General features: G+C 56.1%; 31 protein-coding genes. 16 read left to right on the top strand and 15 right to left on the bottom strand.

What is annotated here, in order from left to right; all coding sequences use genetic code 11:
• Nucleotides 1-137: 137 nt before the first annotated feature.
• Together TR2A62_RS15660 and TR2A62_RS15655 are read left to right on the top strand one after the other, a co-directional pair.
• Nucleotides 138-2,213, top strand: a complete 2,076-nt coding sequence (locus TR2A62_RS15660) for a bifunctional sulfate adenylyltransferase/adenylylsulfate kinase (protein ID WP_009159231.1) — start codon at nucleotides 138-140, stop codon at nucleotides 2,211-2,213.
• Nucleotides 2,214-2,370: 157 nt separating this feature from the next.
• Nucleotides 2,371-2,838, top strand: a complete 468-nt coding sequence (locus tag TR2A62_RS15655; RefSeq protein WP_009158638.1) for a hypothetical protein — start codon at nucleotides 2,371-2,373, stop codon at nucleotides 2,836-2,838.
• A gap of 41 nt (nucleotides 2,839-2,879) precedes the next feature.
• Here the strand turns inward: TR2A62_RS15655 and TR2A62_RS15650 are convergent, their stop codons facing one another.
• Together TR2A62_RS15650 and TR2A62_RS15645 are read right to left on the bottom strand one after the other, a co-directional pair.
• Nucleotides 2,880-3,116: a DUF1150 family protein gene (locus TR2A62_RS15650; protein WP_009158834.1), complete on the bottom strand. Its 237-nt coding sequence runs from the start codon at nucleotides 3,114-3,116 to the stop codon at nucleotides 2,880-2,882.
• Entirely contained in the window at nucleotides 3,113-3,532 is a 420-nt protein-coding gene (locus TR2A62_RS15645) for an Hsp20 family protein (protein WP_009158472.1), read from the bottom strand. Before TR2A62_RS15645 ends, TR2A62_RS15650 begins: the two co-directional genes overlap by 4 nt.
• A 155-nt stretch (nucleotides 3,533-3,687) precedes the next feature.
• On the opposite strand from TR2A62_RS15645, the gene TR2A62_RS15640 reads away from it, so the two are divergent.
• The 3 genes from TR2A62_RS15640 (at nucleotide 3,688) to TR2A62_RS15630 (ending at nucleotide 5,513) form a co-directional block, all read left to right on the top strand.
• On the top strand, nucleotides 3,688-3,906 hold the full coding sequence (locus tag TR2A62_RS15640; RefSeq protein WP_009158817.1) for a YdcH family protein: 219 nt from the start codon (nucleotides 3,688-3,690) through the stop codon (nucleotides 3,904-3,906).
• Nucleotides 3,907-3,969: 63 nt separating this feature from the next.
• On the top strand, nucleotides 3,970-4,449 hold the full coding sequence (gene purE, locus TR2A62_RS15635; RefSeq protein ID WP_009157790.1) for a 5-(carboxyamino)imidazole ribonucleotide mutase: 480 nt from the start codon (nucleotides 3,970-3,972) through the stop codon (nucleotides 4,447-4,449).
• Nucleotides 4,449-5,513, top strand: a complete 1,065-nt coding sequence (locus TR2A62_RS15630) for a 5-(carboxyamino)imidazole ribonucleotide synthase (RefSeq protein WP_009159831.1) — start codon at nucleotides 4,449-4,451, stop codon at nucleotides 5,511-5,513. Before purE ends, TR2A62_RS15630 begins: the two co-directional genes overlap by 1 nt.
• Here TR2A62_RS15630 and TR2A62_RS15625 read toward each other — a convergent pair.
• Complete coding sequence (locus tag TR2A62_RS15625; protein ID WP_009160922.1) at nucleotides 5,510-6,271, bottom strand: alpha/beta fold hydrolase; 762 nt, start codon at nucleotides 6,269-6,271, stop codon at nucleotides 5,510-5,512. The two genes, TR2A62_RS15630 and TR2A62_RS15625, sit on opposite strands and share 4 nt — an antisense overlap.
• 78 nt (nucleotides 6,272-6,349) lie before the next feature.
• Between TR2A62_RS15625 and TR2A62_RS15620 the strand changes: the two genes are divergently transcribed.
• The gene (locus tag TR2A62_RS15620; RefSeq protein WP_009157441.1) at nucleotides 6,350-6,793 is read left to right on the top strand and encodes an NUDIX domain-containing protein; all 444 of its coding nucleotides are present in this window, start codon (nucleotides 6,350-6,352) and stop codon (nucleotides 6,791-6,793) included.
• Here TR2A62_RS15620 and TR2A62_RS15615 read toward each other — a convergent pair.
• From TR2A62_RS15615 to TR2A62_RS15605, 3 genes are all read right to left on the bottom strand, one after another.
• Nucleotides 6,759-7,598, bottom strand: a complete 840-nt coding sequence (locus TR2A62_RS15615; RefSeq protein WP_040820857.1) for a DMT family transporter — start codon at nucleotides 7,596-7,598, stop codon at nucleotides 6,759-6,761. The genes TR2A62_RS15620 and TR2A62_RS15615 overlap by 35 nt on opposite strands.
• A 181-nt stretch (nucleotides 7,599-7,779) precedes the next feature.
• On the bottom strand, nucleotides 7,780-9,423 hold the full coding sequence (gene groL, locus TR2A62_RS15610) for a chaperonin GroEL (RefSeq protein ID WP_009160112.1): 1,644 nt from the start codon (nucleotides 9,421-9,423) through the stop codon (nucleotides 7,780-7,782).
• Between the two features lie 45 nt (nucleotides 9,424-9,468).
• Entirely contained in the window at nucleotides 9,469-9,756 is a 288-nt protein-coding gene (locus tag TR2A62_RS15605; protein ID WP_009159549.1) for a co-chaperone GroES, read from the bottom strand.
• Nucleotides 9,757-10,074: 318 nt separating this feature from the next.
• On the opposite strand from TR2A62_RS15605, the gene TR2A62_RS15600 reads away from it, so the two are divergent.
• The 3 genes from TR2A62_RS15600 (at nucleotide 10,075) to chrA (ending at nucleotide 12,764) form a co-directional block, all read left to right on the top strand.
• A complete protein-coding gene (locus TR2A62_RS15600; protein WP_150103508.1) occupies nucleotides 10,075-10,428 on the top strand; it encodes a hypothetical protein in 354 nt (117 codons plus the stop codon).
• Nucleotides 10,429-10,665: 237 nt separating this feature from the next.
• Nucleotides 10,666-11,484, top strand: coding sequence for a sulfurtransferase/chromate resistance protein (locus tag TR2A62_RS15590; RefSeq protein WP_009160435.1), 819 nt, complete (start codon nucleotides 10,666-10,668; stop codon nucleotides 11,482-11,484).
• 2 nt (nucleotides 11,485-11,486) lie between these two features.
• Nucleotides 11,487-12,764: a chromate efflux transporter gene (gene chrA, locus TR2A62_RS15585; RefSeq protein ID WP_009160605.1), complete on the top strand. Its 1,278-nt coding sequence runs from the start codon at nucleotides 11,487-11,489 to the stop codon at nucleotides 12,762-12,764.
• Between the two features lie 11 nt (nucleotides 12,765-12,775).
• Here the strand turns inward: chrA and TR2A62_RS15580 are convergent, their stop codons facing one another.
• Complete coding sequence (locus TR2A62_RS15580) at nucleotides 12,776-13,441, bottom strand: DUF2161 domain-containing phosphodiesterase (protein ID WP_009158387.1); 666 nt, start codon at nucleotides 13,439-13,441, stop codon at nucleotides 12,776-12,778.
• A gap of 90 nt (nucleotides 13,442-13,531) precedes the next feature.
• Between TR2A62_RS15580 and TR2A62_RS15575 the strand changes: the two genes are divergently transcribed.
• The 6 genes from TR2A62_RS15575 to TR2A62_RS15550 all read left to right on the top strand — a co-directional run bounded on the left by TR2A62_RS15575 (nucleotide 13,532) and on the right by TR2A62_RS15550 (nucleotide 18,430).
• Nucleotides 13,532-14,449, top strand: a complete 918-nt coding sequence (locus TR2A62_RS15575; RefSeq protein WP_009159459.1) for a manganese-dependent inorganic pyrophosphatase — start codon at nucleotides 13,532-13,534, stop codon at nucleotides 14,447-14,449.
• Nucleotides 14,450-14,509: 60 nt separating this feature from the next.
• A complete protein-coding gene (locus TR2A62_RS15570; protein WP_009158437.1) occupies nucleotides 14,510-15,385 on the top strand; it encodes a TIGR01459 family HAD-type hydrolase in 876 nt (291 codons plus the stop codon).
• 93 nt (nucleotides 15,386-15,478) lie between these two features.
• Nucleotides 15,479-15,922 carry a MaoC family dehydratase gene (locus TR2A62_RS15565; protein WP_009159263.1) on the top strand — a complete coding sequence of 148 codons (444 nt, stop codon included), beginning with the start codon at nucleotides 15,479-15,481 and terminating at the stop codon, nucleotides 15,920-15,922.
• Nucleotides 15,923-15,970: 48 nt separating this feature from the next.
• A complete protein-coding gene (locus TR2A62_RS15560) occupies nucleotides 15,971-16,915 on the top strand; it encodes a bifunctional riboflavin kinase/FAD synthetase (RefSeq protein WP_009159685.1) in 945 nt (314 codons plus the stop codon).
• The gene (locus tag TR2A62_RS15555) at nucleotides 16,908-17,378 is read left to right on the top strand and encodes a YcgN family cysteine cluster protein (RefSeq protein ID WP_009157711.1); all 471 of its coding nucleotides are present in this window, start codon (nucleotides 16,908-16,910) and stop codon (nucleotides 17,376-17,378) included. The genes TR2A62_RS15560 and TR2A62_RS15555 overlap by 8 nt, the downstream gene beginning before the upstream one ends.
• Complete coding sequence (locus TR2A62_RS15550) at nucleotides 17,378-18,430, top strand: low specificity L-threonine aldolase (RefSeq protein ID WP_009157389.1); 1,053 nt, start codon at nucleotides 17,378-17,380, stop codon at nucleotides 18,428-18,430. The genes TR2A62_RS15555 and TR2A62_RS15550 overlap by 1 nt, the downstream gene beginning before the upstream one ends.
• Before the next feature lies 1 nt (nucleotide 18,431).
• Here the strand turns inward: TR2A62_RS15550 and TR2A62_RS15545 are convergent, their stop codons facing one another.
• Together TR2A62_RS15545 and TR2A62_RS15540 are read right to left on the bottom strand one after the other, a co-directional pair.
• A complete protein-coding gene (locus tag TR2A62_RS15545; RefSeq protein WP_040820855.1) occupies nucleotides 18,432-19,163 on the bottom strand; it encodes an alpha/beta fold hydrolase in 732 nt (243 codons plus the stop codon).
• 3 nt (nucleotides 19,164-19,166) lie between these two features.
• Complete coding sequence (locus TR2A62_RS15540; protein ID WP_009160054.1) at nucleotides 19,167-19,766, bottom strand: 2-hydroxychromene-2-carboxylate isomerase; 600 nt, start codon at nucleotides 19,764-19,766, stop codon at nucleotides 19,167-19,169.
• A 104-nt stretch (nucleotides 19,767-19,870) separates the two neighbouring features.
• Between TR2A62_RS15540 and TR2A62_RS15535 the strand changes: the two genes are divergently transcribed.
• Nucleotides 19,871-20,890 carry a ribose-phosphate pyrophosphokinase gene (locus tag TR2A62_RS15535; RefSeq protein ID WP_009159099.1) on the top strand — a complete coding sequence of 340 codons (1,020 nt, stop codon included), beginning with the start codon at nucleotides 19,871-19,873 and terminating at the stop codon, nucleotides 20,888-20,890.
• A 90-nt stretch (nucleotides 20,891-20,980) separates the two neighbouring features.
• Here the strand turns inward: TR2A62_RS15535 and TR2A62_RS15530 are convergent, their stop codons facing one another.
• From TR2A62_RS15530 to TR2A62_RS15505, 6 genes are all read right to left on the bottom strand, one after another.
• Complete coding sequence (locus TR2A62_RS15530; protein ID WP_009158550.1) at nucleotides 20,981-21,319, bottom strand: H-type lectin domain-containing protein; 339 nt, start codon at nucleotides 21,317-21,319, stop codon at nucleotides 20,981-20,983.
• A gap of 123 nt (nucleotides 21,320-21,442) precedes the next feature.
• Nucleotides 21,443-21,877 (bottom strand): F0F1 ATP synthase subunit epsilon, encoded by a 435-nt coding sequence (locus TR2A62_RS15525; protein WP_009157691.1) that lies wholly within the window; start codon nucleotides 21,875-21,877, stop codon nucleotides 21,443-21,445.
• 9 nt (nucleotides 21,878-21,886) lie between these two features.
• Nucleotides 21,887-23,320, bottom strand: coding sequence for a F0F1 ATP synthase subunit beta (atpD, locus tag TR2A62_RS15520; RefSeq protein WP_009160060.1), 1,434 nt, complete (start codon nucleotides 23,318-23,320; stop codon nucleotides 21,887-21,889).
• Between the two features lie 20 nt (nucleotides 23,321-23,340).
• Entirely contained in the window at nucleotides 23,341-24,216 is an 876-nt protein-coding gene (locus TR2A62_RS15515) for a F0F1 ATP synthase subunit gamma (protein WP_009159752.1), read from the bottom strand.
• A 13-nt stretch (nucleotides 24,217-24,229) separates the two neighbouring features.
• On the bottom strand, nucleotides 24,230-25,765 hold the full coding sequence (gene atpA / locus TR2A62_RS15510; RefSeq protein ID WP_009158501.1) for a F0F1 ATP synthase subunit alpha: 1,536 nt from the start codon (nucleotides 25,763-25,765) through the stop codon (nucleotides 24,230-24,232).
• Entirely contained in the window at nucleotides 25,765-26,325 is a 561-nt protein-coding gene (locus TR2A62_RS15505; RefSeq protein WP_083791115.1) for a F0F1 ATP synthase subunit delta, read from the bottom strand. The genes atpA and TR2A62_RS15505 overlap by 1 nt, the downstream gene beginning before the upstream one ends.
• Nucleotides 26,326-26,736: the final 411 nt, after the last annotated feature.

The raw sequence follows: 26,736 nt of genomic DNA, 5'->3' as shown, positions 1-26,736 counted from the left end.
CCCGGCCCAATGCGTTTTGGGGCGCGTTGCCAATTCGCCACGGGTCAAATTTTGTGAAAATTCCCCTAAGTTTGTTCTAGCGTGAACATTCTTTTTTGGACATACGTTCAATCGTGAACAAACGCTGAGTCGTCTCTATGGCCATGTCGCCCGCCAAAATCACCTCTAAGCAAGAGGATCAGATGTTCCGCCTGCTTCGGCAGTTGGACACTGCCCCCGATGCGTCCCAACGGGCGATTGCGGCAGCCATCGGCGTGTCGTTGGGTCGGCTCAATGCATTGCTTCGCACCGCGACGGATGCGGGTCTGGTGAATATCACTGACCGTGACGGCCCCGACAAACGTGCCCGATATGGTTATGCCATTACAGCACGTGGTGGCGCCGAAAAAAACCGTCTTACTGATCAATTTTTAGCGCGGAAATTCGGAGAATACGATGCGCTTCATGCCGAACTCACAGGCACCACCTCTGGCCTTTCCCCATTAAAAAGTAGGACCAAACTGATGCAAACCAATCTTGCCCCAATCCCTGAACTCTATGTGTCTCACGACAGCGCGCAAAAGCTCAAAGTTGAAGCGGCTGATCTGACGAGCCACGATCTGAGCCCGCGCCAGATTTGCGATCTCGAACTGCTGATGAACGGCGGTTTTAACCCACTCAAAGGGTTCCTGTCCGAGGCTGACTATAACGGTGTCGTCAATGACATGCGCATGACCGACGGCGCGCTGTGGCCAATGCCAATCACGCTGGACGTGTCCGAAGATTTCGCGAACTCGCTGGAAATCGGTCAAGACATCGCGCTGCGCGACCAAGAAGGCGTAATCCTCGCGACAATGACTGTCACGGATCGTTGGGAGCCGAACAAAGCGGTCGAAGCCGAAAAGGTATTTGGTGCTGATGATGATGCGCACCCTGCGGTGAACTATCTGCACAACCAAGCAGGCAAGATCTACCTCGGCGGTCCTGTGACCGGCATCCAGCAGCCTGTGCATTATGATTTCCGCGCACGTCGCGACACGCCAAACGAATTGCGTGCCTATTTCCGCAAGATGGGCTGGCGTCGTGTAGTTGCCTTCCAAACACGTAACCCGCTGCACCGCGCCCACCAAGAGTTGACATTCCGCGCAGCGAAAGAGGCACAAGCCAACCTGTTGATCCACCCAGTTGTGGGTCTGACCAAACCAGGCGACATCGACCACTTTACCCGTGTTCGTTGCTACGAGGCGGTTCTGGACCAATACCCGGCGTCGACCACAGCAATGAGCCTGTTGAACTTGGCCATGCGTATGGCTGGTCCACGCGAGGCAGTTTGGCACGGCTTGATCCGTAAAAACCACGGCTGCACCCACTTTATCGTTGGTCGCGACCACGCTGGCCCCGGCTCGAACAGCCAAGGCGAAGATTTCTATGGCCCCTATGATGCACAGGACCTGTTCCGCGAGCACCAAGAAGAAATGGGCATCGAAATGGTCGACTTTAAGCACATGGTTTATGTGCAAGATCGCGCCCAGTACGAGCCTGCGGACGAAATCGAAAACAAAGAGAACGTGACCATCCTGAACATCTCGGGCACCGAGCTGCGTCGCCGTTTGGCCGAAGGTCTCGAAATCCCTGAGTGGTTCTCGTTCCCGACTGTTGTTCAGGAATTGCGCCGCACCCGTCCACCACGGGCCAAGCAGGGCTTTACCGTGTTCTTCACTGGTTTCTCTGGTTCGGGCAAATCCACGATCGCGAATGCGTTGATGGTCAAGCTGATGGAAATGGGCGGCCGCCCTGTGACGCTGCTGGATGGTGACATTGTTCGTAAGAACCTCAGCTCTGAGCTGGGCTTTTCGAAAGAGCACCGTGACCTGAACATCCGCCGGATCGGTTATGTCGCATCCGAGATCACCAAGAACGGTGGCATCGCGATCTGTGCGCCCATCGCGCCATACGCAACGACCCGCCGCGCGGTGCGCGAAGACATCGAATCTTTTGGTGCCTTTGTTGAAGTGCATGTCGCAACATCGATTGAGACATGTGAAGAACGTGATCGCAAAGGTCTCTACAAGCTGGCACGCGAAGGCAAAATCAAAGAGTTCACTGGCATCTCGGACCCGTACGATGTTCCAGAAAGTCCAGAATTGCGGGTTGAAACAGTTGGCTACGACGTCGACAACTGTGCGCATCAGGTATTGCTCAAGCTCGAGAGCATGGGTCTGATTTCGGCCTAAGCCGGTCAAACCTGAAACGAATTCATGGCCTCCGATGCAAGTCGGGGGCCACTTTTACATCACCCGCCCCCTGTGACCGCTGCGCGGTGAGTAGCGTCGATTTTTTGACATACTTAGGTGTTAGAGCGTCACCCGCGAACAACGCAGTGAGGACGACATGGCTGACATGACCCTAGAGAACCGGCCCAAATGGGGCCTAGCGGAATTCATTTTGGGTGCAATTGCGCTGCTCATGGTTGTCCTGACTATTGCCCAATTGTTTGGGCAATCTCAATCCGCGTCATCGACAAGTATCGGCACCAGCATAGGTGAAATCGCTGCTGAAATTCGCCAAGCCGCACAGCCCAAAATTTCCGGTGACCAGCGTCCCGAAGTGGTTCAAGCCCCAAAGACCACTGATCCGCGCGATGTCGTCGTCATCATCGCCTATGTGTTGGCAGGAATTTCGATCATCACAGGGGGGATCAGCCTCTATCGCGGGGAACCTGCGACCCTCGCCAAAATCACCATCGCACTGGGCCTATCGGCCATAGTGATGCAATACGCGTTTTGGATGGCGTTGCTCATTTGCGGGATGATGATCATCACCGCCGTCATAAACAACATTGGCGATATACTGGGCTAGATCAAAGGCAGCCACCCCGCCATAGGGTGGCTGTATCTCGTTCAATGTACGCGCACCGGCGACATCTCGTTTTCGCGGGCGATGTGATAGGCGAGCTGGCGATTGGCAACCAGCGCGATTTGTTCGCCCTTGGCATCATGCACTGAATAGATCCGCTCGGCGCCATCAGCCTGCTCTTGGATATCAGCAGGGAGTTCGGACACGTTCAACGGTTTTACATAGACCAGTTTTTCGGACAGCCGGTCGTTCAATGCATTCAGGTCAATTGGGGTGTTCATGTGTCGTTCCTTTTGATCTTGATAGTTTGTACAACGCTCTCTGGGACGGCGCGCTTCAGGTCGACGTGCAGCAGCCCGTTTTCCATGATTGCCTCACCCACGTCAACGCCATCAGCCAGAACAAAGCTGCGCTGGAATTGGCGTGCGGCGATACCGCGATGCAGGAACATGCGACCCGCGCTGTCATCCGCTTGGCGACCCCGGATCACCAGCTGATTGTCTTCAACTGTGATCGACAGATCCGCCTCGGCAAATCCCGCCACAGCCAAAGTGATGCGGTAGGATGTCTCGGATGTTTGTTCAATGTTGTAGGGTGGGTAGCCCTCGTTGCCAGATTTGGCAGTGCGTTCAACCAGCCGCTCTAGCTGTTCAAATCCCAATAAAAAGGGGTGCGCCCCCAACGTCAGCTTTGTCATGTCGACATGTCCTTTTTCCCAAGCGACCGTCAGTGTGGGTCCCGCATTCGGCAACCCGTCTGCTAAACATGGGAAGCATAACGCGCGCTTGCAAGCCCCTATGCGCGGGGCCGCAAATGCGCTAAAACGAAACGAATATGCAGGACCGCCCCCCTATGACGCCTTCAGCTAAGATGGACACGCTTGATGTATTACGCGTCAAGCTTGAGGTTTTGCACCGTGAGCACCGCGATTTGGACGATGCAATCGAAGCCTTGCAAGAGCGCGCATCAGCGGATCAGTTGACGATCCGGCGGCTGAAAAAGCAAAAGCTGGGTCTGAAGGATAAGATCGCCCAGATCGAAGATCGGATCACTCCAGATATCATTGCTTGATTCCGTGATTGAACCCTACAGCATGCTAGCTATAGTGCCGCTTCCTTAGATCAGGGGGTCATTATGACCGATATCACCGTAGGCATCATCATGGGCAGCACGTCGGACTGGCCGACCATGCAAGAAGCCGCAACCATTCTCGATGAATTGGGCATCGCCTATGAGACCAAGATCGTCTCGGCGCACCGCACCCCTGACCGACTGTGGGAGTACGGCAAGACCGCCGCTGATCGCGGGCTCAAGGTGATTATCGCGGGCGCCGGTGGTGCCGCACATCTACCTGGTATGATGGCGTCCAAGACACGCGTGCCGGTTGTAGGTGTTCCGGTCCAAACCAAGGCGCTATCTGGCGTCGATAGCCTGTATTCGATCGTGCAAATGCCCAAGGGCTATCCGGTTGCAACAATGGCGATCGGGACAGCTGGTGCGGCGAACGCGGGCCTGATGGCAGCTGGCATCTTGGCCACGTCTGACTCCGCTCTGGCCGAACGGTTGGATGCGTGGCGCGCGGCGCTCTCTGCCTCAATTCCGGACGCGCCATAATGCTAAGGACCGGCGATACGATTGGTATTTTGGGCGGTGGCCAATTGGGCCGCATGTTGTCTGTCGCGGCCGCGCGTTTGGGCATCAAGACCCACATCTTTGAACCCAGTGCGAACCCACCTGCTGGCGACGTGGCCCACCATGTCACGACAGCGGCTTATGATGATCATGTGGCACTGACTGCCTTTGCCCAGTCGGTCGATGTCATCACCTACGAATTTGAAAACATCCCTGCCGAAGCATTGGATGTCATCGAGGCCCTGCGCCCTGTGCATCCCAACCGCCGTGCGTTGGCCACATCCCAAGACCGGATGACGGAAAAGGCGTTCTTGAACGGCCTTGGGCTGGCTACAGCGCCGTTCGCGAATGTGGAAAACCTAGATGATCTGGTCAAAGCTATTGATCAGATCGGGGTGCCCAGCATCCTAAAAACCCGCCGGTTTGGCTATGATGGCAAGGGCCAGTCGCGTCTGACCGCAGACACCGATCCTGCCGCCGCATGGGCAGACATGGCGGACGCCCCCAGCGTTCTCGAAGGGTTCATTGAATTCACCCATGAGGTGTCGGTTGTCGCAGCCCGCACTGCCAACGGCGCAATTTCGTGCTTTGACCCCGGTGAGAACGTGCACCGCGATGGTATTTTGCACACGACGACTGTGCCTGCGCGGCTGTCACCGGCCCAGCGCACAGATGCGGTTCTGTTGGCCGCAAAGATACTCAATGAATTGGAGTATGTGGGTGTTCTGGGTGTCGAGCTTTTTGTCACGCCGCGTGGTCTGATCGTAAACGAGATCGCACCACGAGTGCACAACTCGGGACACTGGACCCAGAACGGCTGTGTCACCGATCAATTCGAACAACACATTCGTGCGGTTGCGGGTTGGCCATTGGGTGACGGCAGCCGCCATTCAAACGTCGAGATGGAAAACCTGATCGGCGATGATGTGGACCGGATCCCCGAGATTGCGGGAACGGCAACTGCGATCCACTTGTACGGCAAAGCTGACGTCAAAGCAGGCCGCAAGATGGGTCACATCAACCGCGTCACTGGGCCAGCGTCTTAATCCCCAAAAATCAGGTCGGTCATTGATAGGTCGTGATCAAAGCGGCCGTTTTCGAGAAACGCCTGAACCTCGGCAATCACCAGCGGATTGTTCATCATGAACGTATGGGTGACGGGCAAAACGATGTGATCGTCCATCCCTTCGAGACGTGTGGACGCGACTGAAACCTTGCCATCGTCCGGCCCTTCGATCAGCGCAGAATACACGGGGTTCAAAGTGCGGTCGCCCGCGATGATCCCCAGATCGAACCGCGCCAGATCAAGCCGGTTTACGTAGTCGTTCTCATCTGTGCCAAGCTGGAGACCCGCGGGTCCATTCACCCAAACGAACGGGTCAAATTCACCAAAGATATCGACCAGTTCAGACCCTTGGTTCGGCGGTGACAACATCACCACGCGCCCCATGTCTGCAGGACGGTTGTCGCCCAACCATGCCCGCGCCAGAATCCCACCCATTGAATGAGTGACAAAGTGCACCTTGCGTGGCCCACATTGCGCGACCGCGTCTGGCAGCGTCTCGACCACAAGCGTTTGGATCGTAGCGGTGGTCGAGGGGTAGCCCGTGTTTACTGTCTTATATCCTGCGCTTTTCAGCACTTCTTCCATCACGAGAAAGCTGATTTCGCTGCGGGCTAGGCCGTGCAGCAACACGACACATTCGTCCTGCCGGCTCGGCTCGTTCTCTTGGGCCACGGCAAAGAGCCCACCAATGCCCAAGAGGCTGGCGAAGGCCATGCTGATCAGTACAATTCGTTTCATACCGCCCAATATAAGCTTACGTTCACGTCATGTAAGGTATGGATTGTTTGACCTTACGTCGCGGTGTAGGTCGAAACTATGCCCAATCCACCCCGTATCGCGGCGCGTGCCGTTATCCTTCACCAAGATCGCCTGCTGATCGTCAATGCATGGCCAGGTCATACACGTCTGTGGTGTGCACCTGGCGGCGGGGTCGAGCCACATGCGTCCTTGCCCGATAACCTCGCGCGCGAAGTACTAGAAGAAACGGGTTTGACTGTCGTGGTTGGGGCACCCTGCCTGATCAATGAATTCCACGACAAGGACCGTGATTTTCATCAGATAGAGGTGTTCTTTCGTTGCACGGTGGATCAACCCGACATTGACCCCAACTGGACCGACCCAGAGGGCATCGTCAATCATCGGCGGTGGGTCACGCGCGCAGAGCTAGAGACGCTGACATTGCGGCCAAAGTCGCTCGCCAGCGTTGCGTGGGACGATACGCCGCTTAGCTACGACGCACTAGAGCCGATATTGAAATAAGCGACACGACGATCCCGCCGAGGACCAAGCATGCCGCAATGACCAACTGAATGGTAAGCGGTTCGGACAGGAACACGACGCCACCCAAGACGGCAATCACTGGCACAGTCAGCTGGGCGACGGCTGCGACGCTCGGCGTGATTTGCGGCAAGACGTGATACCAAAGGGCGTAGCCCAAACCCGACGTAATGGCACCCGCAAGCACTGCCAAGACAACGCCATCAACAGGCATGGCATCGCGCCAGATCAATGCGATCAAAACGCCAACCGGCACAGCGAACACAAAGTTCGACCCCGTCAATGCCAAAGGGTCTGAAGCGCCGCGCCCGTGTAGCGAATAGATGCCCCACGCGATCGCTGCGATAACCATAAGAGCCGCGCCACCCAGATCAGGCGCCACAGCCGCACTGGGCCACAGCAAATAAGCAAGCCCGATCAGTGCCATAGCCGCGCCAACATAGCGGCGCGCGGGGACAGTTTCGCCCGCAATCAGCGCACCGGCGAACATGGTCACCTGCACCACACCAAACAAAATCAACGCACCGGCACCCGCATCGAGCGTGACATACGCAAAGGAGAACCCGATCGCATAGACCAGCAGCGACCCTGCGCCCATTGCATCGAATGCGATCCGTCCAGAGCGACGCAAACGTATCAAAAGCCAAAGGGCGATTGCGCCAGAGAGCAAACGCACAGCGGCAAAGCTGGCAGGGCCCATCTCAGCCCCAACCAGAGCCATCCGGTTGAGCACGGAATTCGCCGCAAAGGCGATCATCACAAGGGTCACAGTCAGGATCAAGCGCATGCCCCACACTTGCGCCAATCAACCACCAACCACAACGCCCCATGTGGCTCTTCGAATAAACTCTGAGTGAGCCGTGTGGGCGGGCGAGAACGTCGGTGAGGGGCCTAAGACAAAAAAGGGCCCGCAAAAAGCGAGCCCTTCTTTAATCGTATAGCGACATCTTCCCGAAGGAAGACGTGATTTACATCATGCCGCCCATGCCGCCCATGTCAGGCATGCCGCCACCAGGCGCGCCGCCGTCTTTGGCTGGCTTGTCTGCAACCATGGCTTCTGTTGTGATCAAGAGACCTGCAACCGATGCCGCGTCTTCCAGAGCAGTACGAACAACTTTTGCAGGGTCAATGACACCGAATGCAAATAGGTCGCCGTACTCTTCTGTCTGAGCGTTGAAGCCGAAGGACAGGTCGTCGCTCTCGCGGACTTTGCCCGCAACGACTGCACCGTCAACACCAGCGTTCTCAGCGATCTGGCGCAGTGGCGCTTCGATTGCTTTGCGAACGATGTTGATGCCGTTGGTTTGGTCAGCGTTTACGCCTTCCATGTCAGCCAGCGCTTTGCCAGCCTGAACCAGTGCAACACCACCACCAACAACAACGCCTTCTTGAACCGCAGCACGTGTCGCGTTCAAAGCGTCGTCAACGCGGTCTTTGCGCTCTTTCACTTCGATTTCGGACATGCCACCGACGCGGATAACAGCAACACCGCCAGCCAATTTGGCAACACGCTCTTGCAGCTTTTCACGGTCGTAGTCGGATGCAGTTTCGTCGATCTGACCACGGATCTGAGCAACGCGTGCTTCGATCTCGGCCTTTTCTCCTGCGCCGTCGATGACTGTTGTCTCGTCTTTGGTGATGTTAACGCGCTTGGCGGAACCCAGCATGTCGATTGTTACGCTCTCGAGCTTCATGCCGAGATCGTCGGAGATCACCTGACCGCCTGTGAGGATCGCGATGTCCTGCAACATGGATTTACGACGATCGCCGAAACCAGGTGCTTTGACAGCTGCGATTTTCAGACCGCCGCGCAGTTTGTTCACAACCAGAGTTGCCAGTGCTTCGCCTTCAACATCTTCAGCGATGATCAAGAGAGGCTTGCCGGACTGGATCACTGTTTCGAGCAGTGGAACCATTGGCTGGAGCGACGAGAGTTTTTTCTCGTGCAGCAGGATCAGGCAGTCTTCGAGTTCTGCAGTCATCTTGTCAGGGTTGGTAACAAAATATGGCGACAGGTAGCCGCGGTCGAACTGCATGCCTTCAACAACATCAGTCTCTGTCTCGAGGCCTTTGTTCTCTTCAACAGTGATAACGCCTTCGTTGCCAACGCGCTGCATTGCGTCTGCGATCTGCTGACCGATTTCCGCTTCGCCGTTTGCCGAGATTGTACCCACCTGAGCAACTTCTGCGCTGTCGCTGACAGGGCGTGCTGCGGATTTGATCGCGTCGACAACAGTCGATGTCGCCAAGTCGATGCCGCGCTTGAGGTCCATTGGGTTCATGCCAGCCGCAACCGACTTCATGCCTTCGCGAACAATCGCTTGGCCCAGAACTGTCGCAGTTGTTGTACCGTCGCCAGCTTCGTCGTTTGTGCGCGATGCAACTTCTTTGACCATCTGTGCGCCCATGTTCTCGAACTTGTCCTCAAGCTCGATCTCTTTGGCAACAGATACGCCGTCCTTTGTGATGCGTGGCGCACCAAAGGATTTGTCCAGAACCACGTTACGGCCTTTTGGACCTAGTGTGACTTTGACAGCATCAGCGAGGATGTTGACACCGTTCAGCATGCGGTTGCGTGCGTCGGTGCCGAATTTGACGTCTTTAGCAGACATAATGAATGCTCCTTAGAAATTAGAATTTGTGCGAAAGGGGACGGATTAGGACAGGATGCCCAGTACGTCGCTCTCTTTCATGATCAACAGCTCTTCGCCGTCGACAGTGATCTCTGTGCCGGACCATTTGCCGAACAGGATTTTGTCGTCAGCTTTCAGCGTCATCGCGATCAGCTCGCCGCTGTCTTTGCGTGCGCCTTCGCCCACTGCAACAACGATGCCCTCAGCAGGCTTTTCTTTTGCAGTGTCGGGGATGATCAGACCACCCGCAGTTTTCTCTTCGCTTTCGATGCGGCGGACCGTTACGCGGTCTTGAAGCGGTTTCAATGCCATTGGTGTAGGCTCCCTTGAGTCTAACAGTTTCTCCCAAGCCCCTCGTTCGAGAGGCGTTATCACTCACCTCTGGCGAGTGCTAACGGCAGATACGTAAGGAGGTCATGGGGCCGAGTCAACAGGCGGGCCCTTTGGTTTTTCGCTCTGTTTTGATTTTTTTATTTTTGAGACGACCACCGCAAATTGCGACACGGTCTATGTCCGAGTAATTTCGGGGGTCCTCGATCCACCTTGGTTCACGAACTGATCGCCACGCTGTGGGGGCTTTTCGGGCAATTGCAAATGCGACAGCATGTCGACAGCAATTGGGATCACCGCGTGAAAAAAGTAACTGTCATCAGCGACTATGCCGCCCATGCCCCCAAAGTTTGGGCGCTCGCGACGGACTATGGTGCATTGGCGAAAATCATGAAGGGATACGCGACGTTCGACGTGCTACCGTCGGGGCGCACAAAGACCGGTCAAAGGATGGATGTCATGGTTTCGCTGTTCGGCAAACTACCGCAACAGCCGTATTTCATGGAAGTCTTAGAGTGCGATGACGAACACATGGTTCTACGCTCGTTAGAACGCGGAGCTGGCGTCAAAAATTGGCAGCATACATTGACGGTCACAAAAACAGAAACAGGCAGCCGACTGACCGATGAGATCGAGATAGATGCGGCGTGCTGACCTTCGCTTTCGCGCTGTGGGCCAAGTACCTTTATGGCGCATGCCACAAACCTCGACTGAGGATGTTGGGCGAACGGGAAACAGCGCAACCGCGCCGCCCGCACCGGGGGTGGCCCCGCGTTTGACAGAGAAACAAATGTCGAATACCAACATGCGTCAGGGGCGCGCAGGGGTCTCGTGAGGCGCCAGCAAAACCTTGCATCCTTCCAGTTTCAACCTTTCTCCGGAGGATGCTTTATGGCGTCGTACAACGAAATATCCGTGGCTAATTTGTCCCGATTGATGGGGACACCTGACTGTCCTGTCTTGCTTGATGTGCGCATCAACGAAGACTTTGACGACGATCCCAGGCTGATCCCCGGCGCCTACCGCCATCCATTCCAGACCGTCACGGATTTGGCAGATGATCTGCACGGCAAGATGGTTGTCATCTACTGTCAGAAGGGTCTGAAGATCAGTCAGGGTGCTGCGGCACTGCTGCGCAACTGTGGGGTTCAGGCCGAAGTTCTCGAAGGCGGTCAATTTGGATGGCGCGATGCCGGATACCCAATGGTCGACGCCCAAAAGGTGCCGACCGCCGACACGGCCGGTGGCACTGTTTGGGTCACCCGCCAAAGACCCAAGATTGACCGCACCGCCTGTCCGTGGCTGATCCGGCGGTTCATCGACCCCAAGGCCCAGATCCTGTTTGTAAGCGCCTCCCAAGTCGCGAATGTTGCCGAACGTTTTGACGTGACACCTTTTGATATTGAGAATGTGTTCTGGAGCCATCGCGGCGACCACTGCACCTTTGACACGATGATCCAAGAGTTTGGTATCAGTCACGCCGCATTAGATCGGTTGGCGCTGGTGGTTCGTGCAGCAGATAACAACAAACATGACTTGGCGCCCGAGGCTGCAGGCCTCTTGGCGGCATCGCTCGGGCTGTCCCGCATGTATCGGGACGACTTGGAACAGTTAGAGGCCGGCATGACGTTATATGATGCGTTCTACCGGTGGGCGCGCGATGCGACAAACGAAGGGCATGATTGGCCCGCTACAGCGTCAAAGGGATAGATATGGCTCATTCTAACTCAGCACCGACGTTGGGCGAAGCAACGCGAGTTTGGTGGAAAATCGGCATCCTGTCCTTTGGCGGCCCAGCCGCGCAAATTGCATTGATGCACAAAGAAGTCGTCGAAGACCGTCAATGGTTGTCCGAGCAACAGTACCTTAACGCATTGAGTTTCTGCATGCTGCTGCCCGGACCAGAGGCGATGCAACTGGCGACCTACGCAGGTTGGCGGCTGCACGGCACATTGGGCGGATTGATCGCCGGCCTTTTGTTTGTGATCCCCGGTGCGTTTGTCATCATGGCGCTCGCGGCGATCTACGGGGCCTTTGGCAACGTGCCATTGGTCGAAGCCCTGCTCTACGGCATCAAAGCTGCGGTTTTGGTGATCGTGGTCGAGGCGCTGTTTCGTGTGGCCAAAAAAGCGCTGTCGGAGAACCTGCATTGGGTCATTGCCGCGGCCGCGTTTGTCGGGATCTTCTTTTTATCCGTACCCTATCCGTTGATCGTCTTGATTGCGGGGCTCTTTGGGTGGTTCTACGGAACCCGGCGCCACGAACACACGGACGTCGACATGACGCATGTCTCGGTCGGCAAAACGACGGGCACTGTTGTCAGCTGGCTCGCGATTTGGTTGCTGCCTTTGCTGGCTCTCGCCCAATGGGGCGCGCCTGATATTCTGGTCGAAGTGGGCAAGTTTTTCTCAACGCTAGCCGTGGTGACGTTTGGCGGCGCATACGCGGTTCTGGCCTACATGGCCCAAGACGTCGTAGTGCAATTCGGATGGCTGACCGCAGGCGAGATGGTCGACGCTCTAGGGTTGGCGGAAACAACGCCCGGGCCGCTGATCCTCGTGACGCAGTTCGTTGGATTTTTGGCAGGTTTCAAAGAAGGTGGGTTTCTGTTGGGTGCGTCCGCCGCGATTGTTGCGCTATGGGTGACCTTTGCCCCATGCTTTTTGTGGATTTTCGCAGGCGCCCCTTACATCGAATGGATTTCGGCCCAACCGAGGCTCAAAGGGGCGCTAAAGGCGATCACTGCGGCCGTTGTGGGGGTTATCCTGAACCTGTCGATTTGGTTCGCGCTGCACGTCCTGTTTCAAAACGTGAACCGGACGCAGCTGGGGCCTGTCACGCTGTGGGTGCCCGATTTCGCATCGGTCGAATGGTTGGCGCTGTTTCTGTTTGGTCTAAGCTGCTTTTTGGTGTTCCGGCTGCATTGGGGCATCATTCAGGTGTTGATGGTTGCGGCGATCCTAGGGGCAGCCTTGCGGCTGCTGTTGTGAACAATTGCCGCCTAGACGGTGACATCCCCGTAGTCCCCTAACCCTGTGCGGCCCTGTTCAGACAGATCATAGATACCTTTGCTCACCTTGGTGAACCAACCGTAGTGATCGTCGCGCATGATGCGGGTGGCATGGGGGACCTCGGTCCATTCCGCGACTTTGGCCCCTTTGCTGGCACCATGCACAGCGAGAAACCGCGCACAGCGGATCGCGTCCTGCCGGTAGGCGGTGATGATGCCGTGGCGGGTTGCGCCGCCTTCGTTCGGGTCGCCAACGCGACGCTCAAATTCGCGTAGCATCTGCCTCTGCTTTTTCTTGTTCTTGCGCGGCGCGTAGGGGCCCGGATCGCATTGCGCCTCGACCGCGCCATCCCGTTCGCGCACGGTCAGCACGCCGACCCCTAACCTGCGCGCCATCGCCACGTTATCTTTGAGCGCGCGTTTTCCTTTGGGTTTGAACACCGCGATATAAACCAAATCAGTCAGCGCAAGCCGCGTGATCGCCTGATGAAACAGCGTCAGCGAAAACCCTACCTTGAGCTCAACAATCACGGGCGGTTCGCCATCACGCAGCGCCATGACGTCTGCGGCGCCGATCTCGCCTTTGACGTCATACCCTTGGCGCGTCAGGAACGCCTTGATTGGTGCATATAAATCTGCTTCTCGCATACCAGCCATGCGTGCCTCTTCGCCCCCGTGACAAGCTGCAACGACCTTCCTATAAGGCGGCTTGAAAAGACACCCCTATCCGCGACGGAAAAGTTGAAAATGATCAAAGTATTTGGCCACAAGGCCCCCGACACCGACACGACAGGCTCTGCTATTATCTGGTCATGGTACCTGAACCAGATCAAAGGCACGCCGGCGACACCCGTTTTGCTGGGCGAGCCGAACACCGAAGCCGCCTTTGTGCTGGACCGTTGGAAGTTCGACAAACCTGTGATCATCGCCGACGTCGCAGATGACGAGCCTTGTGTGATCGTCGATACAAACAACCCTGCGGAACTGCCTACGAACATCAACAATGCTGATGTTCAGGCGATCATCGACCACCACAAACTGGTCGGCGGTCTCGAGACCAAAGGCCCGATCGACATCACGATCCGTCCGCTCGCCTGTACGGCCACCATCATGTACGAACTGATGGGCAAAGACGTGGCACAGATGCCAACCGACATCAAAGGTGCTGTTCTGTCGTGCATTTTGTCCGACACATTGGGCTTTCGCTCACCGACGACAACCCAGACCGACGAAGCGTTGGCACATGGACTGGCCAAAGAGCTGGACCTCGATCTGACGGCCTATGCAGACGAAATGTTCGCTGCCAAATCTGACGTATCGGCATTCTCGGACGCTGAATTGCTACGGATGGATTCCAAAGAATACGCTGTTGGTGACACCAAATTCCGCGTCTCGGTTCTAGAAACAACAGCGCCAGCGATCGTTCTGGACCGCAAAGCGTCGCTGATGGAGACGATGACAACCGTGGCGGCCGAGGACGGCGTTGATCAGGTTCTGCTGTTTGTCGTCGACATCCTGAACGAAGAAGCAACCATGCTGATCCCGAACGACCTGACCAAGGGCGTAGCGGAAAAGAGCTTTGACGCGACAGTGTCAGCCGACAGTGTTGTTCTGCCTGGCGTGATGAGCCGCAAAAAGCAGATCATCCCGAACCTCAAAGTCTAAACCAATTCGCGCCCCCTGCATCACCGCACGGGGCGTTTCTCATTCTAAAAGGCGCGTCCTATGACCCAGATCATCGAGCATTTCTCTGAGATTTCTGCAAACTATGACGCGGCCTTTGTCGATCTATGGGGCTGTATCCACAACGGCATCACAGCCCACCCTGCGGCTGTTCAGGCGATGCAAGACTTTCGCGCCTCTGGCGGTGTTGTGGTGCTGGTCACCAATTCCCCGCGCCCTCGGGACAGTGTCGCAACCCAAATTGCCGGTATGGGCGTTCCAGACGACGCGTATGACGTGATTGCAACCTCAGGCGACAGCGCCCGATCTGCGATGTGCCGCGGTGTTGTGGGTGAAAAGATCTGGTTCATGGGCGAAAGCCCACGCGACGATGACTTCTTCAAGCCGCTCACAATCATCAAAGAGCCCGCGAACATTCAGCAGGTCCCGTTGGTTCAGGCCGAAGGCATTGTGTGCTGTGGTCCATTTGATCCAATGGCCGAACCGGACATCAACCGCCCCGAATTTCTTTATGCCAAGGAAAAGGGGCTCAAGCTGTTGTGCGCGAACCCTGACATTGTGGTTGATCGCGGAGAGACGCGCGAATGGTGTGCTGGCGCATTGGCGGCTCTCTATACCGAAATGGGCGGTGAAAGCCTGTATTTTGGCAAACCCCACCCGCCTATCTATGATTTGGCGCGGCGACGGCTTGCATCCCTTGGGAAATCGATTTCAGACGACCGCATCATCTGTATCGGCGATGGCATCATCACCGACATTGCCGGTGCCTTGAGCGAAGATCTCGATTCGCTGTTTATCTCGGGCGGTCTCGCTTCTGCGGAAACAAAAACTGACCGCCAGCCAGATCCAGACGCGCTAAGCGCTTATTTAGATGCGGAAAAGATGGTTGTTACCTTTACAATAGGTCACCTGCGCTGACCCTCTTTGCCGTTGCTTTTTCTGCAACTGCAAAGTAATTAAGTTACAAATACGAACGTAATGGCGGTTATTTGTTACCTTATGAGGCGCGACATGCTCGACAATATGCCCCGTGGCACGATCTGTATCGAAGACATCGAGATCGGGATGACCCGTTCGCTGCGCAAAGTTGTGACCGATCACGATATTGAGCTATTTGCCGAAGTTTCGACCGATCGGAATCCTGTGCACCTCGATGACGACTATGCCAATGACACGATTTTTGAAGGCCGGATTGCGCACGGTATGCTGACTGCTGGTCTTGTCTCTGCTGTGATTGGGGAACAACTGCCCGGCCATGGCACTGTATATCTGGGTCAGAGCCTGAAATTTCTGGGTCCGGTCCGACCGGGTGACATGGTTCTGGCCGAAGTCGAAGTCACAGATATCGATCATTCCAAGCGCCGCGTGAAAATGGATACACGGTGTTTGGTCGACGGGAAAAAGGTCTTGGTCGGTGAAGCAACCGTGCTGGCCCCGAGCCGCAAGTTCGACTGAGCGCGTACGCCCCCTTGAAGGCCCGCGCGATGGACGTTACCCAACCTCATGCGCATCATTCGTGACACCTCATTTCTGCCCCCTGACGACCGCGGCGCCGCTGTGGCGATCGGTAATTTCGACGGCGTTCATTTGGGACACCAAGCGGTTCTAAAGCAGACCAGTTCGGCGGCAGCAGGCGTGCCCTTGGGTGTGATGACCTTTGAGCCGCACCCCCGCGAATTTTTTGCGCGACAGCACGGCAAAACACTGGATCCATTTCGTTTGATGAATGCGGATGCCAAGGCGCGCCGCCTGAGCAAACTGGGTGTTGACCGGCTCTACGAGATTAGTTTCACCACCGCACTAGCCGAACTGAGCGACCGTGATTTTGCCCGCCAGATTTTGGTTGATGGAATGGGCGTGTCTCATGTGGTCGTCGGTGCCGATTTCCGGTTTGGCAAAGGGCGGACAGGAGACGCAAAGACGCTTGCGGCCTATGGTGCCGAGATGGGTTTTGGCGTGACAATTTCCGACATGATTTCGACCCCCGTTGGCGAGGTGTCTTCGACCAATATTCGTGCGGCACTGACCGAGGGACGCCCCCAAGATGCCGCCGCAATGCTAGGGCATTGGCACCGGATCGAGGGCGAGGTTATTCGCGGCGACCAACGCGGTCGCGAGCTGGGGTATCCCACTGCGAACGTGTCGATTGACGGGCTGCACCAGCCAATGTTCGGGGTCTACGCGATCAAGGTTGATGTCTTGGATGGCGCACATGTCGGCACCTATGACGGGGCCGCCTCGATTGGCGTGCGTCCGATGTTCGGTGTGAACACGCCAAACTGCGAGAACTTCCTCTTTGATTTCCAAGGGGATCTATATGGCTCACGCATCTCGGTTGCGTTGGTTGAATTTCTTCGCGGCGAAGAGAACTTTGACAGTCTCGACGCGCTGATCACGCAGATGGGCGCCGATTGCATCAAAGCAAGAGAGATCTTGTCAGATGTCTGACCCAATCAACCGCTCTTCGGTAAGGCGCGAGTTTTGGGCGCATGTTCCGACGGAAAAGATGACAGCCACCGAATGGGAAGCGCTGTGCGACGGCTGCGGTAAATGCTGTTTGAACAAACTCGAGGACGAAGACACTGGCCACGTGGTTCTGACCCGTATCGCGTGCCGCCTGCTGGATGACACAAGCTGCCATTGCAGCCAGTACGAAATTCGCCACCAATTTGTGCCTGAGTGCATCCAATTGACACCCAAGTCGCTGCCCGATCATATGTATTGGATGCCCGACACCTGCGCCTACCGGTTGATCTACGAGGGCCGCCCACTGTTTCCATGGCACCCTCTGATTTCCGGCAATGCCCAATCGGTCCATGATGCAGGCGTTTCGGCCCAAGGCATTACGGAATCCGAAATGGACATCCATGAGGATGATTGGGAAGACTATGTAATCGAGGAGCCGACCTGATGTTTTTTGCCTCTGACAATGCAGGCCCAGTTCACCCCAAGGTGATGCAGGCCCTGAACGATGCCAACACAGGCTATGCGATGCCATACGGCAACGACGAAATCATGAACCGTGTGCGTGCTCAGGTCCGCGAGATCTTTGAAGCACCAGATGCAGCTGTCTTTTTGGTTGCAACAGGAACGGCTGCGAACTCTTTGATCCTAGCCACCCAATGCCAACCCTATGAGACCGTCTTTTGTCACCGCGTGGCCCACATCCACGAAGACGAATGCAACGCACCCGAGTTCTATTCTGGCGGGGCGAAACTGTCGCTGGTCGAAGGCGAGAATGGCAAAATGACGCCAGACACATTGCGTGCAGCCATCGTGGCCGAAGAAGTGCGCGGAGTGCACGGCCCCCAACGTGGGCCTGTGTCGATCACCCAAGTCACCGAAAAGGGCACCGTCTATTCAGTTGATGAACTGACGGCGCTGACAACGGTCGCAAAGGACTACGGTCTGCCTACGCATCTGGACGGGGCGCGTTTCACCAATGCGATGGTTGCGTTGGGCTGCAGCCCTGCAGAAATGACATGGAAGGCCGGCATCGACGTGGTGAGCTTTGGCGGCACCAAGAACGGACTGATGGGTGTTGAGATCGTCGTTCTGTTTGACCGAAAACAAGCGTGGGAATTCGAGCTGCGCCGCAAACGGGGTGCGCATCTGTTTTCCAAGCACCGCTATTTGTCTGCACAGGTCGAGGCCTACCTGACGGACGGGCTATGGACCGATATGGCGACCTCTGCCAACCGTGCAGGCGCGCGCATGGCTGACGGCCTACGGGCGATCCCGCATGCCGATTTGGTCTTTCCTGCGCAGAGCAATTTGCTGTTCGCAACTTTCCCGCGGTCAGCACATCAACGGCTGAATGACGCAGGTGCGGTCTATTACATCATGTCCGGCTCGCTAGAAGGCGACGATCCAGACGAGCCTCTGCTGGCGCGGATTGTTTGTGATTGGTCAGCCAAGGATGCGGACATCGACCAATACCTAGCGCTCGTGCGCGGCGATTGATCTAGGCCAACGCCGCTGCCAATTCGGCAGGGTGGGTCACCGACATCATATGCGCCGCACCGTCGATCAGCAGCTCGGTCATTGACGACCGTCCCAAGAGTCCGCAGTGAATAGCCCCAACGATCGCAGGCGAAGCCGAGCCGCGGATCAGCGTCGTTGGTATGGCCAGCGCCTCTAGCCGCCCTGCCCCAAGCAACTGCGAGCGGTCCTGTTCCAAGAATGCCCCCGTCGCCGGAATGATGTGAATGCGGTCGGTCAGATAGGCGCGCTGTGGTGCAGGCAATTTGTCCCAGTTTTCTCCACTGCCCCAATGTGCCGTGAATTGACGCGTTGGCGTTTCGCGGTCACCCGCCTCAAAGGCCTCTTGGAATGGTGCAAAAAACGTCAGATGGTCACGGTGCGCCTGAGTTCCAGCAGCCGCTGCAAACAGCACCGGTTCAATGAGGCTAAGCCGTGCGATGCGGTCAGGGTGTTCCAGAGCCAAGCGAAGGGAAAGCGCGCCCCCCAGCGAATGGCCAATCAGATGGCAGGGTTCATCCGGTAAAACGGCCAAGAGCGCCGCGAGAGCCACGTCTGAATAGTCAGCTTGCCCGTCCCAATCGCCCGCCCGCCCATGTCCCAGTAGGTCGACCAAGACCGGACGCTCAGCCAACGCCATATAGGCGCACACCCCACGCCATATGCCCGCATGGGCCAGCGCAGGGTGCACAAAGACTGTTGGTATCGTCGTCAACGCTTAGAGGTTGTCCATGAGGTGTGCGTGCAGATCGCCCAGACGATCCTGGCCCCAGAACCGCTCGTCGGTTTCGGTGATATAGAACGGCACACCAAAGGCACCGCATGAAACGGCCTCTTCGAGGTTGGCCGCATAGGTTTCGGCCGAACCAAGCATATCCGCATCAGCCAACGCTGGGTCAAAGCCCGCTTTGCTCAGGCAGTCGCGGATAACGTCGTCTTGGGAGATGTCACGATCTTCGGCCCAGACCGCGCGCGTAATTGCATGAACGAGGACGCCCATGTCGCCGCCACCGCCATTTGCCGCCGCGATGATCGCGTAGGACGATGGCGCAGGGTTGGTAGGCCAAAACGCTGGTTTCAGGTTGATCGGCAGACCAACGAGACTGGCTTGGCGGCGCATATCTTGCAGGCGGTATTCCTGACGATTGGGGTGTCTGTCTTTTGGTGGTGTGCCGCCCGTGCGACCAAACAGGGCCGCCACGTCCAGTGGCTTGTACGCGATTGTTGCGCCACATTCGCCTGCGATTTCTTCGAGCCGCGTGCCCGCCATATACGTAAAGGGCGAGAGTGTCGCAAAGTAGTAATCAATATGTGCCATTTGCCCACCTTTAGGTTCAGATTTCTTTGCGAGACCCTATCCGTGTGCTAGGCGGTGTCAACGTTACGATTCTGTGACATGGCGCTGCTTGGGGACCACATACGATGGCAAATGTTCTTGAACCAAAACTGATTGCGGGCAACGCAAATCAACCATTGGCAAAAGCGGTCGCGCGACGGATGTCGATGCACCGTGGAATGAACGTCGAATTGTGCGATGCACGGGTCGAACGATTCAACGACGGAGAGGTCTTTGTCGAGGTTTACGAGAACGTCCGCGGTGAGGACATGTACATCGTCCAGCCCACATCAAACCCCGCCAATGACAACCTCATGGAACTGCTGATCATCGCAGACGCGCTGCGCCGCTCGTCAGCCGCACGCATCACTGCTGTGATCCCTTACTTTGGGTATGCCCGTCAGGATCGCCGCTCGAAGGCGCGCACACCAATCACAGCCAAGCTTGTGTCAAACATGATTGTCGAGGCTGGCATCGAACGGGTTCTGACGCTCGATTTGCATGCGACCCAGATCCAAGGCTTTTTCGATATTCCGGTCGACAATCTCTATGCGTCGCCGATCTATGCACTGGATGCAAAACATCATTTTCGCGACCAAATGGATGACTTGATGGTCGTATCACCAGACGTTGGTGGTGTGGCCCGTGCTCGTGATCTGGCCCAACGGATCAATGCGCCGCTGTCGATCGTCGACAAGCGTCGCGGCAAACCCGGTGAAGTCGCTGAGATGACCGTGATCGGTGATGTCAGTGACCGCGTTTGTATCATCGTCGATGACATCGTGGATACGGCTGGCACCCTATGCAAAGCTGCTGAAGTCCTGATGGAGAACGGCGCAAAGGAAGTTCATTCCTACATCACACACGGTGTTCTGTCGGGCCCTGCCATTGAGCGAATCACAAACTCAGCGATGAAGAGCCTTGTGATCACCGATACGATTAAGCCGACCCAAGCGGTCGCTGACGCCCATAATATCCGTATCGTGCCAACCGCACCCATGTTCGCCCAAGCGATCCTGAACACATGGAGCGGCACATCTGTCTCATCGCTGTTCAATCACAAGACATTGGGTCCAATCTACGAAGGTTTGTACGCCGCTGAATAAGCGCACAACCTAAAGAGAAAACAGGCGGTGTTGACCCAAGGGTCACGCCGCCTTTTTCATGCATGGTCTATCTAGGCGTTAGTAGAGATCTCACTCATCGGCATGACGCAGTTCACCAATGGCTGTCCAGCCGACCCGCAATCGGGCAACGCTTGTGTCGCCCCATGTCTGGAACTCGATCTTAAAGCCATCGTTCATCACGTCCACGGCACGGATGTCGCCACGGGTATTGGTCGTGCCGTCAAAGTCCCACATGGTCATAAACACTTGGGCAATCGGCGGGGTTCTAAAGCTCTCGGAAAACTTGACCTCTTGTGTCGCCGAGCGGTCACCGGTGCCGGTCCACATCTCGCCATTGTTCTCGAAATCCGAAAACATAATAACTTCGCCTTGATCGGCACCAACATAGTGGTTTTGTAGTCGCTTCATTCAAAATGACCTAACACGTGGACCCCCTGCATAATTCGGGAATTTGGCGCAAATTGGGCTAAAAATGACAAAAGGCCGCGGTTGATACCACGGCCTTTTGCAGAAATCAAAATGTCCGGTGGATCAGTTGTTGTTAGACAACCCCATATCACCACCCATTGCGACCATGTCTGACAACAGTTTAGCCGCGTCATCGACGGGACCAGGCTGGTTGTCAAAACCGTCGCCAGATTTAGCTGCTTCTACCGCTGCACGGGCTTCGGCCACCATCGCATCAAAATGCTCTTGGGTGACTTCACCGCGAGGCAAGGCCTGCTCGGCCAAAACCGACAAGCCCTCGCTGCTCATTTCAGCAAAGCCGCCGGACACGATATATTCGTCTGTCCCACCCGCATGGACAACACGCAGAACGCCAGGGCGCAGGGTCGTGATGACCGGTGCGTGGTTTGGCATCGCTGTCATATCACCGTCAGCGCCAGGGATCTGAACCTCGGTCACCTCGAGCGACGCAAGAGCGCGCTCGGGGCTTACAAGGCTGAATTGCATGGTGTCTGCCATATCGGCTCCTTACGCCGCGTCTGCGGCCATTTGCTCGGCTTTTGCGATCACTTCGTCGATGCCGCCAACCATGTAGAAGGCGCCCTCGGGCAGGTGATCGTATTCGCCAGCAACAACAGCTTTGAACGACGTGATTGTGTCTGCCAGAGGCACCTGCTTACCGTCAGAACCGGTAAAGACCTTTGCTACGTCAAACGGCTGGGACAAGAAACGCTCGATCTTACGGGCGCGTGCCACAGTCAATTTGTCGTCCTCGGACAATTCGTCCATGCCGAGAATGGCGATGATGTCCTGCAGCGATTTGTAGCGCTGAAGGATACCTTGGACGTCACGTGCAACCTGATAGTGCTCGGCACCAACAATGGACGGGTCCATCAGGCGCGATGTCGAGTCGAGCGGGTCAACCGCAGGGTAGATACCCTTTTCCGAAATCGCACGGTTGAGAACGGTTGTCGCGTCGAGGTGCGCAAACGATGTCGCTGGTGCTGGGTCGGTGAGGTCGTCCGCAGGCACGTACACGGCCTGAACCGATGTGATCGAGCCGGACTTGGTCGACGTAATGCGTTCCTGCATCTGGCCCATGTCTGTGGCCAGTGTTGGCTGGTAGCCCACCGCGGATGGGATACGACCCAAAAGCGCAGACACCTCGGAACCCGCCTGAGTAAAGCGGAAGATGTTGTCGACGAAAAACAGAACGTCTGTACCGGACTGGTCGCGGAACTGCTCGGCCAGTGTCAGACCTGTCAGGGCCACACGCATACGCGCACCGGGAGGTTCGTTCATCTGGCCGTAGACCAGTGCAACTTTGGAGTCGACGAGGTTATCAGGAACGATAACGCCGGATTCGATCATCTCGTGGTAAAGGTCGTTACCTTCACGTGTACGCTCGCCCACACCCGCAAATACGGAGAAGCCAGAGTGCACTTTGGCGATGTTGTTGATCAATTCCATGATGAGAACTGTTTTACCAACACCCGCACCACCGAAGAGGCCAATTTTACCACCCTTCGCGTAAGGCGCGAGAAGGTCGATAACTTTGATGCCTGTTTCCAGAACAACCGATTCAGTCGACTGCTCGGCGAACTCAGGTGCGTCAGCGTGGATCGAGCGGTGCTCGTCAGCTTTGACAGGTGCGCCTTCGTCGACGGGCTCGCCCACAACGTTCAGGATGCGGCCCAGTGTGGCGTTGCCCACTGGAACTGTGATTGGGCCACCTGTGTCGGTGACAGCTTGACCACGAACCAGACCTTCGGTCGAGTCCATCGCAATGGCGCGAACTGTGTTCTCACCGAGGTGCTGTGCAACCTCGAGAACCAGCTTTTTGCCGTTGTTGTCAGTGTTCAGCGAGTTGAGGATTTCCGGCAGGTCGCCCTCGAACTGCACGTCCACAACGGCGCCAATCACCTGAGTGATTTTGCCGGTGGCTGCTTTTGCTTTTGCCATGTTGTTTCTCCGGTTCGGTCTTAGAGCGCTTCAGCGCCCGAGATAATTTCAATCAGCTCGTTCGTGATGACGGCCTGACGCGAGCGGTTAAACTCAACAGTCAGTTTATCGATCATCTCGCCCGCGTTGCGTGTGGCGTTGTCCATCGCAGACATCCGTGCACCCTGTTCGGATGCACCGTTCTCTAGCAGCGCCGAGAAAATGGCCGTGGCCACACCGCGCGGCAGAAGATCGGCAAGGATTGCCTCTTCGCTGGGTTCATAGTCGTACATCGCCGATACGCTGGCATCTTCAGCTTCTTCAAACGAAGCCGGGATAACCTGTTGCGCCGTTGGGATCTGGGTCACAACGTTGACGAACTTGGAATAGAACAACGTAGCGACGTCGTACTCACCCGCATCAAAGCGAGCCAGAACGTCCTTGGCGATGCCCTGTGCGTCGGTATAGCCCACGCGCTTGACTTCGGTCAGGTCGACGTGGCCGACGAACATGTCGCCGAAGTCACGCTTGAGCGCGTCGCGGCCCTTTTTGCCAACAGTCAAAACCTTAACGGTCTTGCCTGCAGCGGTCAATTCGTTCGCCTTGGCACGCACCAATTTCGCGATGTTACCGTTAAAGCCACCGCACAAACCACGCTCGGAGGTCATAACGACCAAGAGATGCGTGTTGTCCACACCTGTGCCGGACAACAGTTTGGGCGCGCCCTCACCGGTACCAACACTTGAGGCCAGCGCACCCATCACAGCATTAAAACGCTCTGTATAGGGACGCGAGGCTTCGGCAGCTTCTTGGGCGCGGCGGAGTTTAGCCGCCGCGACCATCTGCATGGCCTTCGTGATCTTGCGGGTCGATTTGACCGACTCGATCCGAGTTTTGAGATCCTTGAGACTTGGCATTGCCTACGTCCCCTTACGCGAAATCTTTGGCGAAAGCGTCGAGTGCCGATTTGATCTTGTCTTCGGCGTCGCCTTTGATCTTTGGATCTTCGTTTGTGATGAAGTCCAGAACATCAGCGTGCTTGCCGCGCAGGTGCGCCAGAAGACCAGCTTCGAATTCGCCAACGCGGTTCACGTCAACTTTGTCGAGGTAGCCTTTGGTGCCCGCGTAGATCACGCAAACGATTTCGGCGTTTGTCAGCGGTGCGTACTGTGGCTGTTTCATCAACTCGGTCAGACGTGCACCCCGGTTCAGTAACTGCTGAGTTGCGGCATCAAGATCGGAACCAAACTGAGCAAACGCTGCCATCTCGCGGTACTGAGCAAGCTCGAGCTTAACCGGACCAGCAACAGATTTCATCGCGTTTGTCTGAGCGGACGAACCAACACGAGACACCGACAAACCTGTGTTCACAGCAGGGCGGATACCCTGATAGAACAGCTCGGATTCGAGGAAGATCTGACCGTCTGTGATCGAAATCACGTTTGTCGGAATAAACGCCGACACGTCGCCGCCCTGTGTTTCAATGATCGGCAGCGCTGTGAGCGAGCCAGAACCGTAATCTTCGTTCAGCTTGCACGAACGCTCGAGCAGGCGAGAGTGAAGATAGAAAACGTCACCAGGATAAGCTTCACGTCCGGGTGGGCGACGCAGAAGCAAAGACATCTGACGGTAAGACACAGCCTGTTTTGTCAGGTCATCATATACGATGAGAGCGTGCTTGCCGTTGTCGCGGAATTCTTCGGCCATCGCAGTCGCTGCGTATGGTGCAAGGAACTGCATCGGAGCAGGGTCGGACGCAGTCGCGGCCACAACGATCGAATACTCAATCGCGCCTGTCTCTTCGAGCTTTTTAACAAGCTGAGCAACAGTCGAACGCTTTTGACCGATCGCTACATAGACACAGTACAGCTTGTCGCTGTCGCTCTTGGCGGCATCGTTGTAGGATTTTTGGTTCAGGATTGCATCGAGCGCGATCGCTGTTTTACCAATCTGACGGTCGCCGATGATCAGCTCGCGCTGGCCACGGCCAACTGGGATCATCGCGTCAACAGATTTGAGGCCCGTCGCCATCGGCTCGTGAACCGATTTACGTGGGATAATGCCAGGCGCTTTTACGTCAGCAACGCGGCGTGTCTTGGTTTTGATCGGGCCTTTGCCGTCCAGCGGGTTGCCCAGACCGTCAACAACACGACCGAGCAATGCTTCGCCAGCAGGAACGTCCACGATCGAGTTGGTGCGCTTAACAGTGTCACCTTCTTTAATGTCGCGGTCAGAACCGAAGATAACAACACCGACGTTGTCGCTCTCGAGATTCAAGGCCATGCCCTGAATACCGCCGGGGAATTCAACCATCTCACCGGCCTGAACATTGTCCAGACCGTATACGCGGGCGATACCGTCGCCCACTGAGAGAACGCGGCCCACTTCGGCCACTTCAGCTTCTTTGCCAAAGTTTTTAATCTGGTCCTTAAGGATCGCAGAGATTTCTGCAGCTTGGATCGCCATTATCCGACCTCTTTCATGGTGTTTTGGAGTGCGTCGAGCTTGGAGCGGATCGACGTGTCGATCATCTTCGAGCCCACTTTCACGATAAGACCGCCGATGAGGGATTCATCAACGGTCGTATTGATTTTGACAGTCTTGCCGATCTGCTCTTTGAGCGTCTTGGCCAGCTTGTCCGACTGCGCCTTAGTCAATGCCTTGGCTGCGGTCACGTCTGCGGTGACTTCACCTTTTTCTTCTGCGATCTTTTCACGCAGCTGTTCAACCAACTGGGGCAGAACAAACAAACGACCCTTTTGCGCCATCAGCGCGAGGGTGTTTGAAACAATAGGTGAGAGTTCCATTTTCTTGGCAATCGCGGTGATCGCGGCGCCTTGTGCGTCGCGGCCGTAGATTGGCGACGAGATTAGGTCTGCAAAATCTGAACTGTCGTCCAGAGCAGCGCCCAATGCGTCTACATCAGTCTCTAGCGCTTTGAGCTTTTTGCCATCTTTGGCAAGATCAAACACTGCCGACGCATAGCGATCAGCGATGCTTGTTGAAATCGAAGCTGGTTCGGACACGTCCACCCTTCCGATGTCTAGGCCTGTCCCAGACGCGTATATGCGTCTCGTTCCGGCGTTGTACCTAGCCCAAACAACAGCATGAGCCACAAATCAGGGGCGATGTAGCAGACGGTTATCGCTGCCGCAACAGGCATCGAAAGTTATCCACAGTGCGTCTTTGGCGCGCTCAAAGAGTTTATTTTTAAGGGCTTAGTCGCCGGATTCCACCAAAACAGGGCGTTGCGACATAACGCCCGACGAAAATACCATGCGAATCTGGGCATCTTTTGGGGGCAAATCACCTGATCTGGGGTAATTTTATCGAGCGGGTGGCGCGAATTTGAAACAATTGCGCCTTAATGCCGTCGATGTTTCTGAATACTCGTCAATCATGGTGCAAGACCAAGCATGATTTGGCTCGCGCGCGCA

The organism is Thalassobium sp. R2A62, from assembly GCF_000161835.1.
GTDB lineage: Bacteria > Pseudomonadota > Alphaproteobacteria > Rhodobacterales > Rhodobacteraceae > Thalassobium.
This window is presented reverse-complemented; position numbering and strand designations above follow the sequence as displayed.

Excerpts from the sequence above, each read along its gene's own strand:
- TR2A62_RS15660 (WP_009159231.1), top strand. The coding sequence starts at position 138 with ATGGCCATGTCGCCCGCCAAAATCACCTCTAAGCAAGAGGATCAGATG.
- TR2A62_RS15655 (WP_009158638.1), top strand. The coding sequence starts at position 2,371 with ATGGCTGACATGACCCTAGAGAACCGGCCCAAATGGGGCCTAGCGGAA.
- TR2A62_RS15650 (WP_009158834.1), bottom strand. The coding sequence starts at position 3,116 with ATGAACACCCCAATTGACCTGAATGCATTGAACGACCGGCTGTCCGAA.
- TR2A62_RS15645 (WP_009158472.1), bottom strand. The coding sequence starts at position 3,532 with ATGACAAAGCTGACGTTGGGGGCGCACCCCTTTTTATTGGGATTTGAA.
- TR2A62_RS15640 (WP_009158817.1), top strand. The coding sequence starts at position 3,688 with ATGACGCCTTCAGCTAAGATGGACACGCTTGATGTATTACGCGTCAAG.
- purE (WP_009157790.1), top strand. The coding sequence starts at position 3,970 with ATGACCGATATCACCGTAGGCATCATCATGGGCAGCACGTCGGACTGG.
- TR2A62_RS15630 (WP_009159831.1), top strand. The coding sequence starts at position 4,449 with ATGCTAAGGACCGGCGATACGATTGGTATTTTGGGCGGTGGCCAATTG.
- TR2A62_RS15625 (WP_009160922.1), bottom strand. The coding sequence starts at position 6,271 with ATGAAACGAATTGTACTGATCAGCATGGCCTTCGCCAGCCTCTTGGGC.
- TR2A62_RS15620 (WP_009157441.1), top strand. The coding sequence starts at position 6,350 with ATGCCCAATCCACCCCGTATCGCGGCGCGTGCCGTTATCCTTCACCAA.
- TR2A62_RS15615 (WP_040820857.1), bottom strand. The coding sequence starts at position 7,598 with ATGCGCTTGATCCTGACTGTGACCCTTGTGATGATCGCCTTTGCGGCG.
- groL (WP_009160112.1), bottom strand. The coding sequence starts at position 9,423 with ATGTCTGCTAAAGACGTCAAATTCGGCACCGACGCACGCAACCGCATG.
- TR2A62_RS15605 (WP_009159549.1), bottom strand. The coding sequence starts at position 9,756 with ATGGCATTGAAACCGCTTCAAGACCGCGTAACGGTCCGCCGCATCGAA.
- TR2A62_RS15590 (WP_009160435.1), top strand. The coding sequence starts at position 10,666 with ATGGCGTCGTACAACGAAATATCCGTGGCTAATTTGTCCCGATTGATG.
- chrA (WP_009160605.1), top strand. The coding sequence starts at position 11,487 with ATGGCTCATTCTAACTCAGCACCGACGTTGGGCGAAGCAACGCGAGTT.
- TR2A62_RS15580 (WP_009158387.1), bottom strand. The coding sequence starts at position 13,441 with ATGGCTGGTATGCGAGAAGCAGATTTATATGCACCAATCAAGGCGTTC.
- TR2A62_RS15575 (WP_009159459.1), top strand. The coding sequence starts at position 13,532 with ATGATCAAAGTATTTGGCCACAAGGCCCCCGACACCGACACGACAGGC.
- TR2A62_RS15570 (WP_009158437.1), top strand. The coding sequence starts at position 14,510 with ATGACCCAGATCATCGAGCATTTCTCTGAGATTTCTGCAAACTATGAC.
- TR2A62_RS15565 (WP_009159263.1), top strand. The coding sequence starts at position 15,479 with ATGCTCGACAATATGCCCCGTGGCACGATCTGTATCGAAGACATCGAG.
- TR2A62_RS15560 (WP_009159685.1), top strand. The coding sequence starts at position 15,971 with ATGCGCATCATTCGTGACACCTCATTTCTGCCCCCTGACGACCGCGGC.
- TR2A62_RS15555 (WP_009157711.1), top strand. The coding sequence starts at position 16,908 with ATGTCTGACCCAATCAACCGCTCTTCGGTAAGGCGCGAGTTTTGGGCG.
- TR2A62_RS15550 (WP_009157389.1), top strand. The coding sequence starts at position 17,378 with ATGTTTTTTGCCTCTGACAATGCAGGCCCAGTTCACCCCAAGGTGATG.
- TR2A62_RS15540 (WP_009160054.1), bottom strand. The coding sequence starts at position 19,766 with ATGGCACATATTGATTACTACTTTGCGACACTCTCGCCCTTTACGTAT.
- TR2A62_RS15535 (WP_009159099.1), top strand. The coding sequence starts at position 19,871 with ATGGCAAATGTTCTTGAACCAAAACTGATTGCGGGCAACGCAAATCAA.
- TR2A62_RS15530 (WP_009158550.1), bottom strand. The coding sequence starts at position 21,319 with ATGAAGCGACTACAAAACCACTATGTTGGTGCCGATCAAGGCGAAGTT.
- TR2A62_RS15525 (WP_009157691.1), bottom strand. The coding sequence starts at position 21,877 with ATGGCAGACACCATGCAATTCAGCCTTGTAAGCCCCGAGCGCGCTCTT.
- atpD (WP_009160060.1), bottom strand. The coding sequence starts at position 23,320 with ATGGCAAAAGCAAAAGCAGCCACCGGCAAAATCACTCAGGTGATTGGC.
- TR2A62_RS15515 (WP_009159752.1), bottom strand. The coding sequence starts at position 24,216 with ATGCCAAGTCTCAAGGATCTCAAAACTCGGATCGAGTCGGTCAAATCG.
- atpA (WP_009158501.1), bottom strand. The coding sequence starts at position 25,765 with ATGGCGATCCAAGCTGCAGAAATCTCTGCGATCCTTAAGGACCAGATT.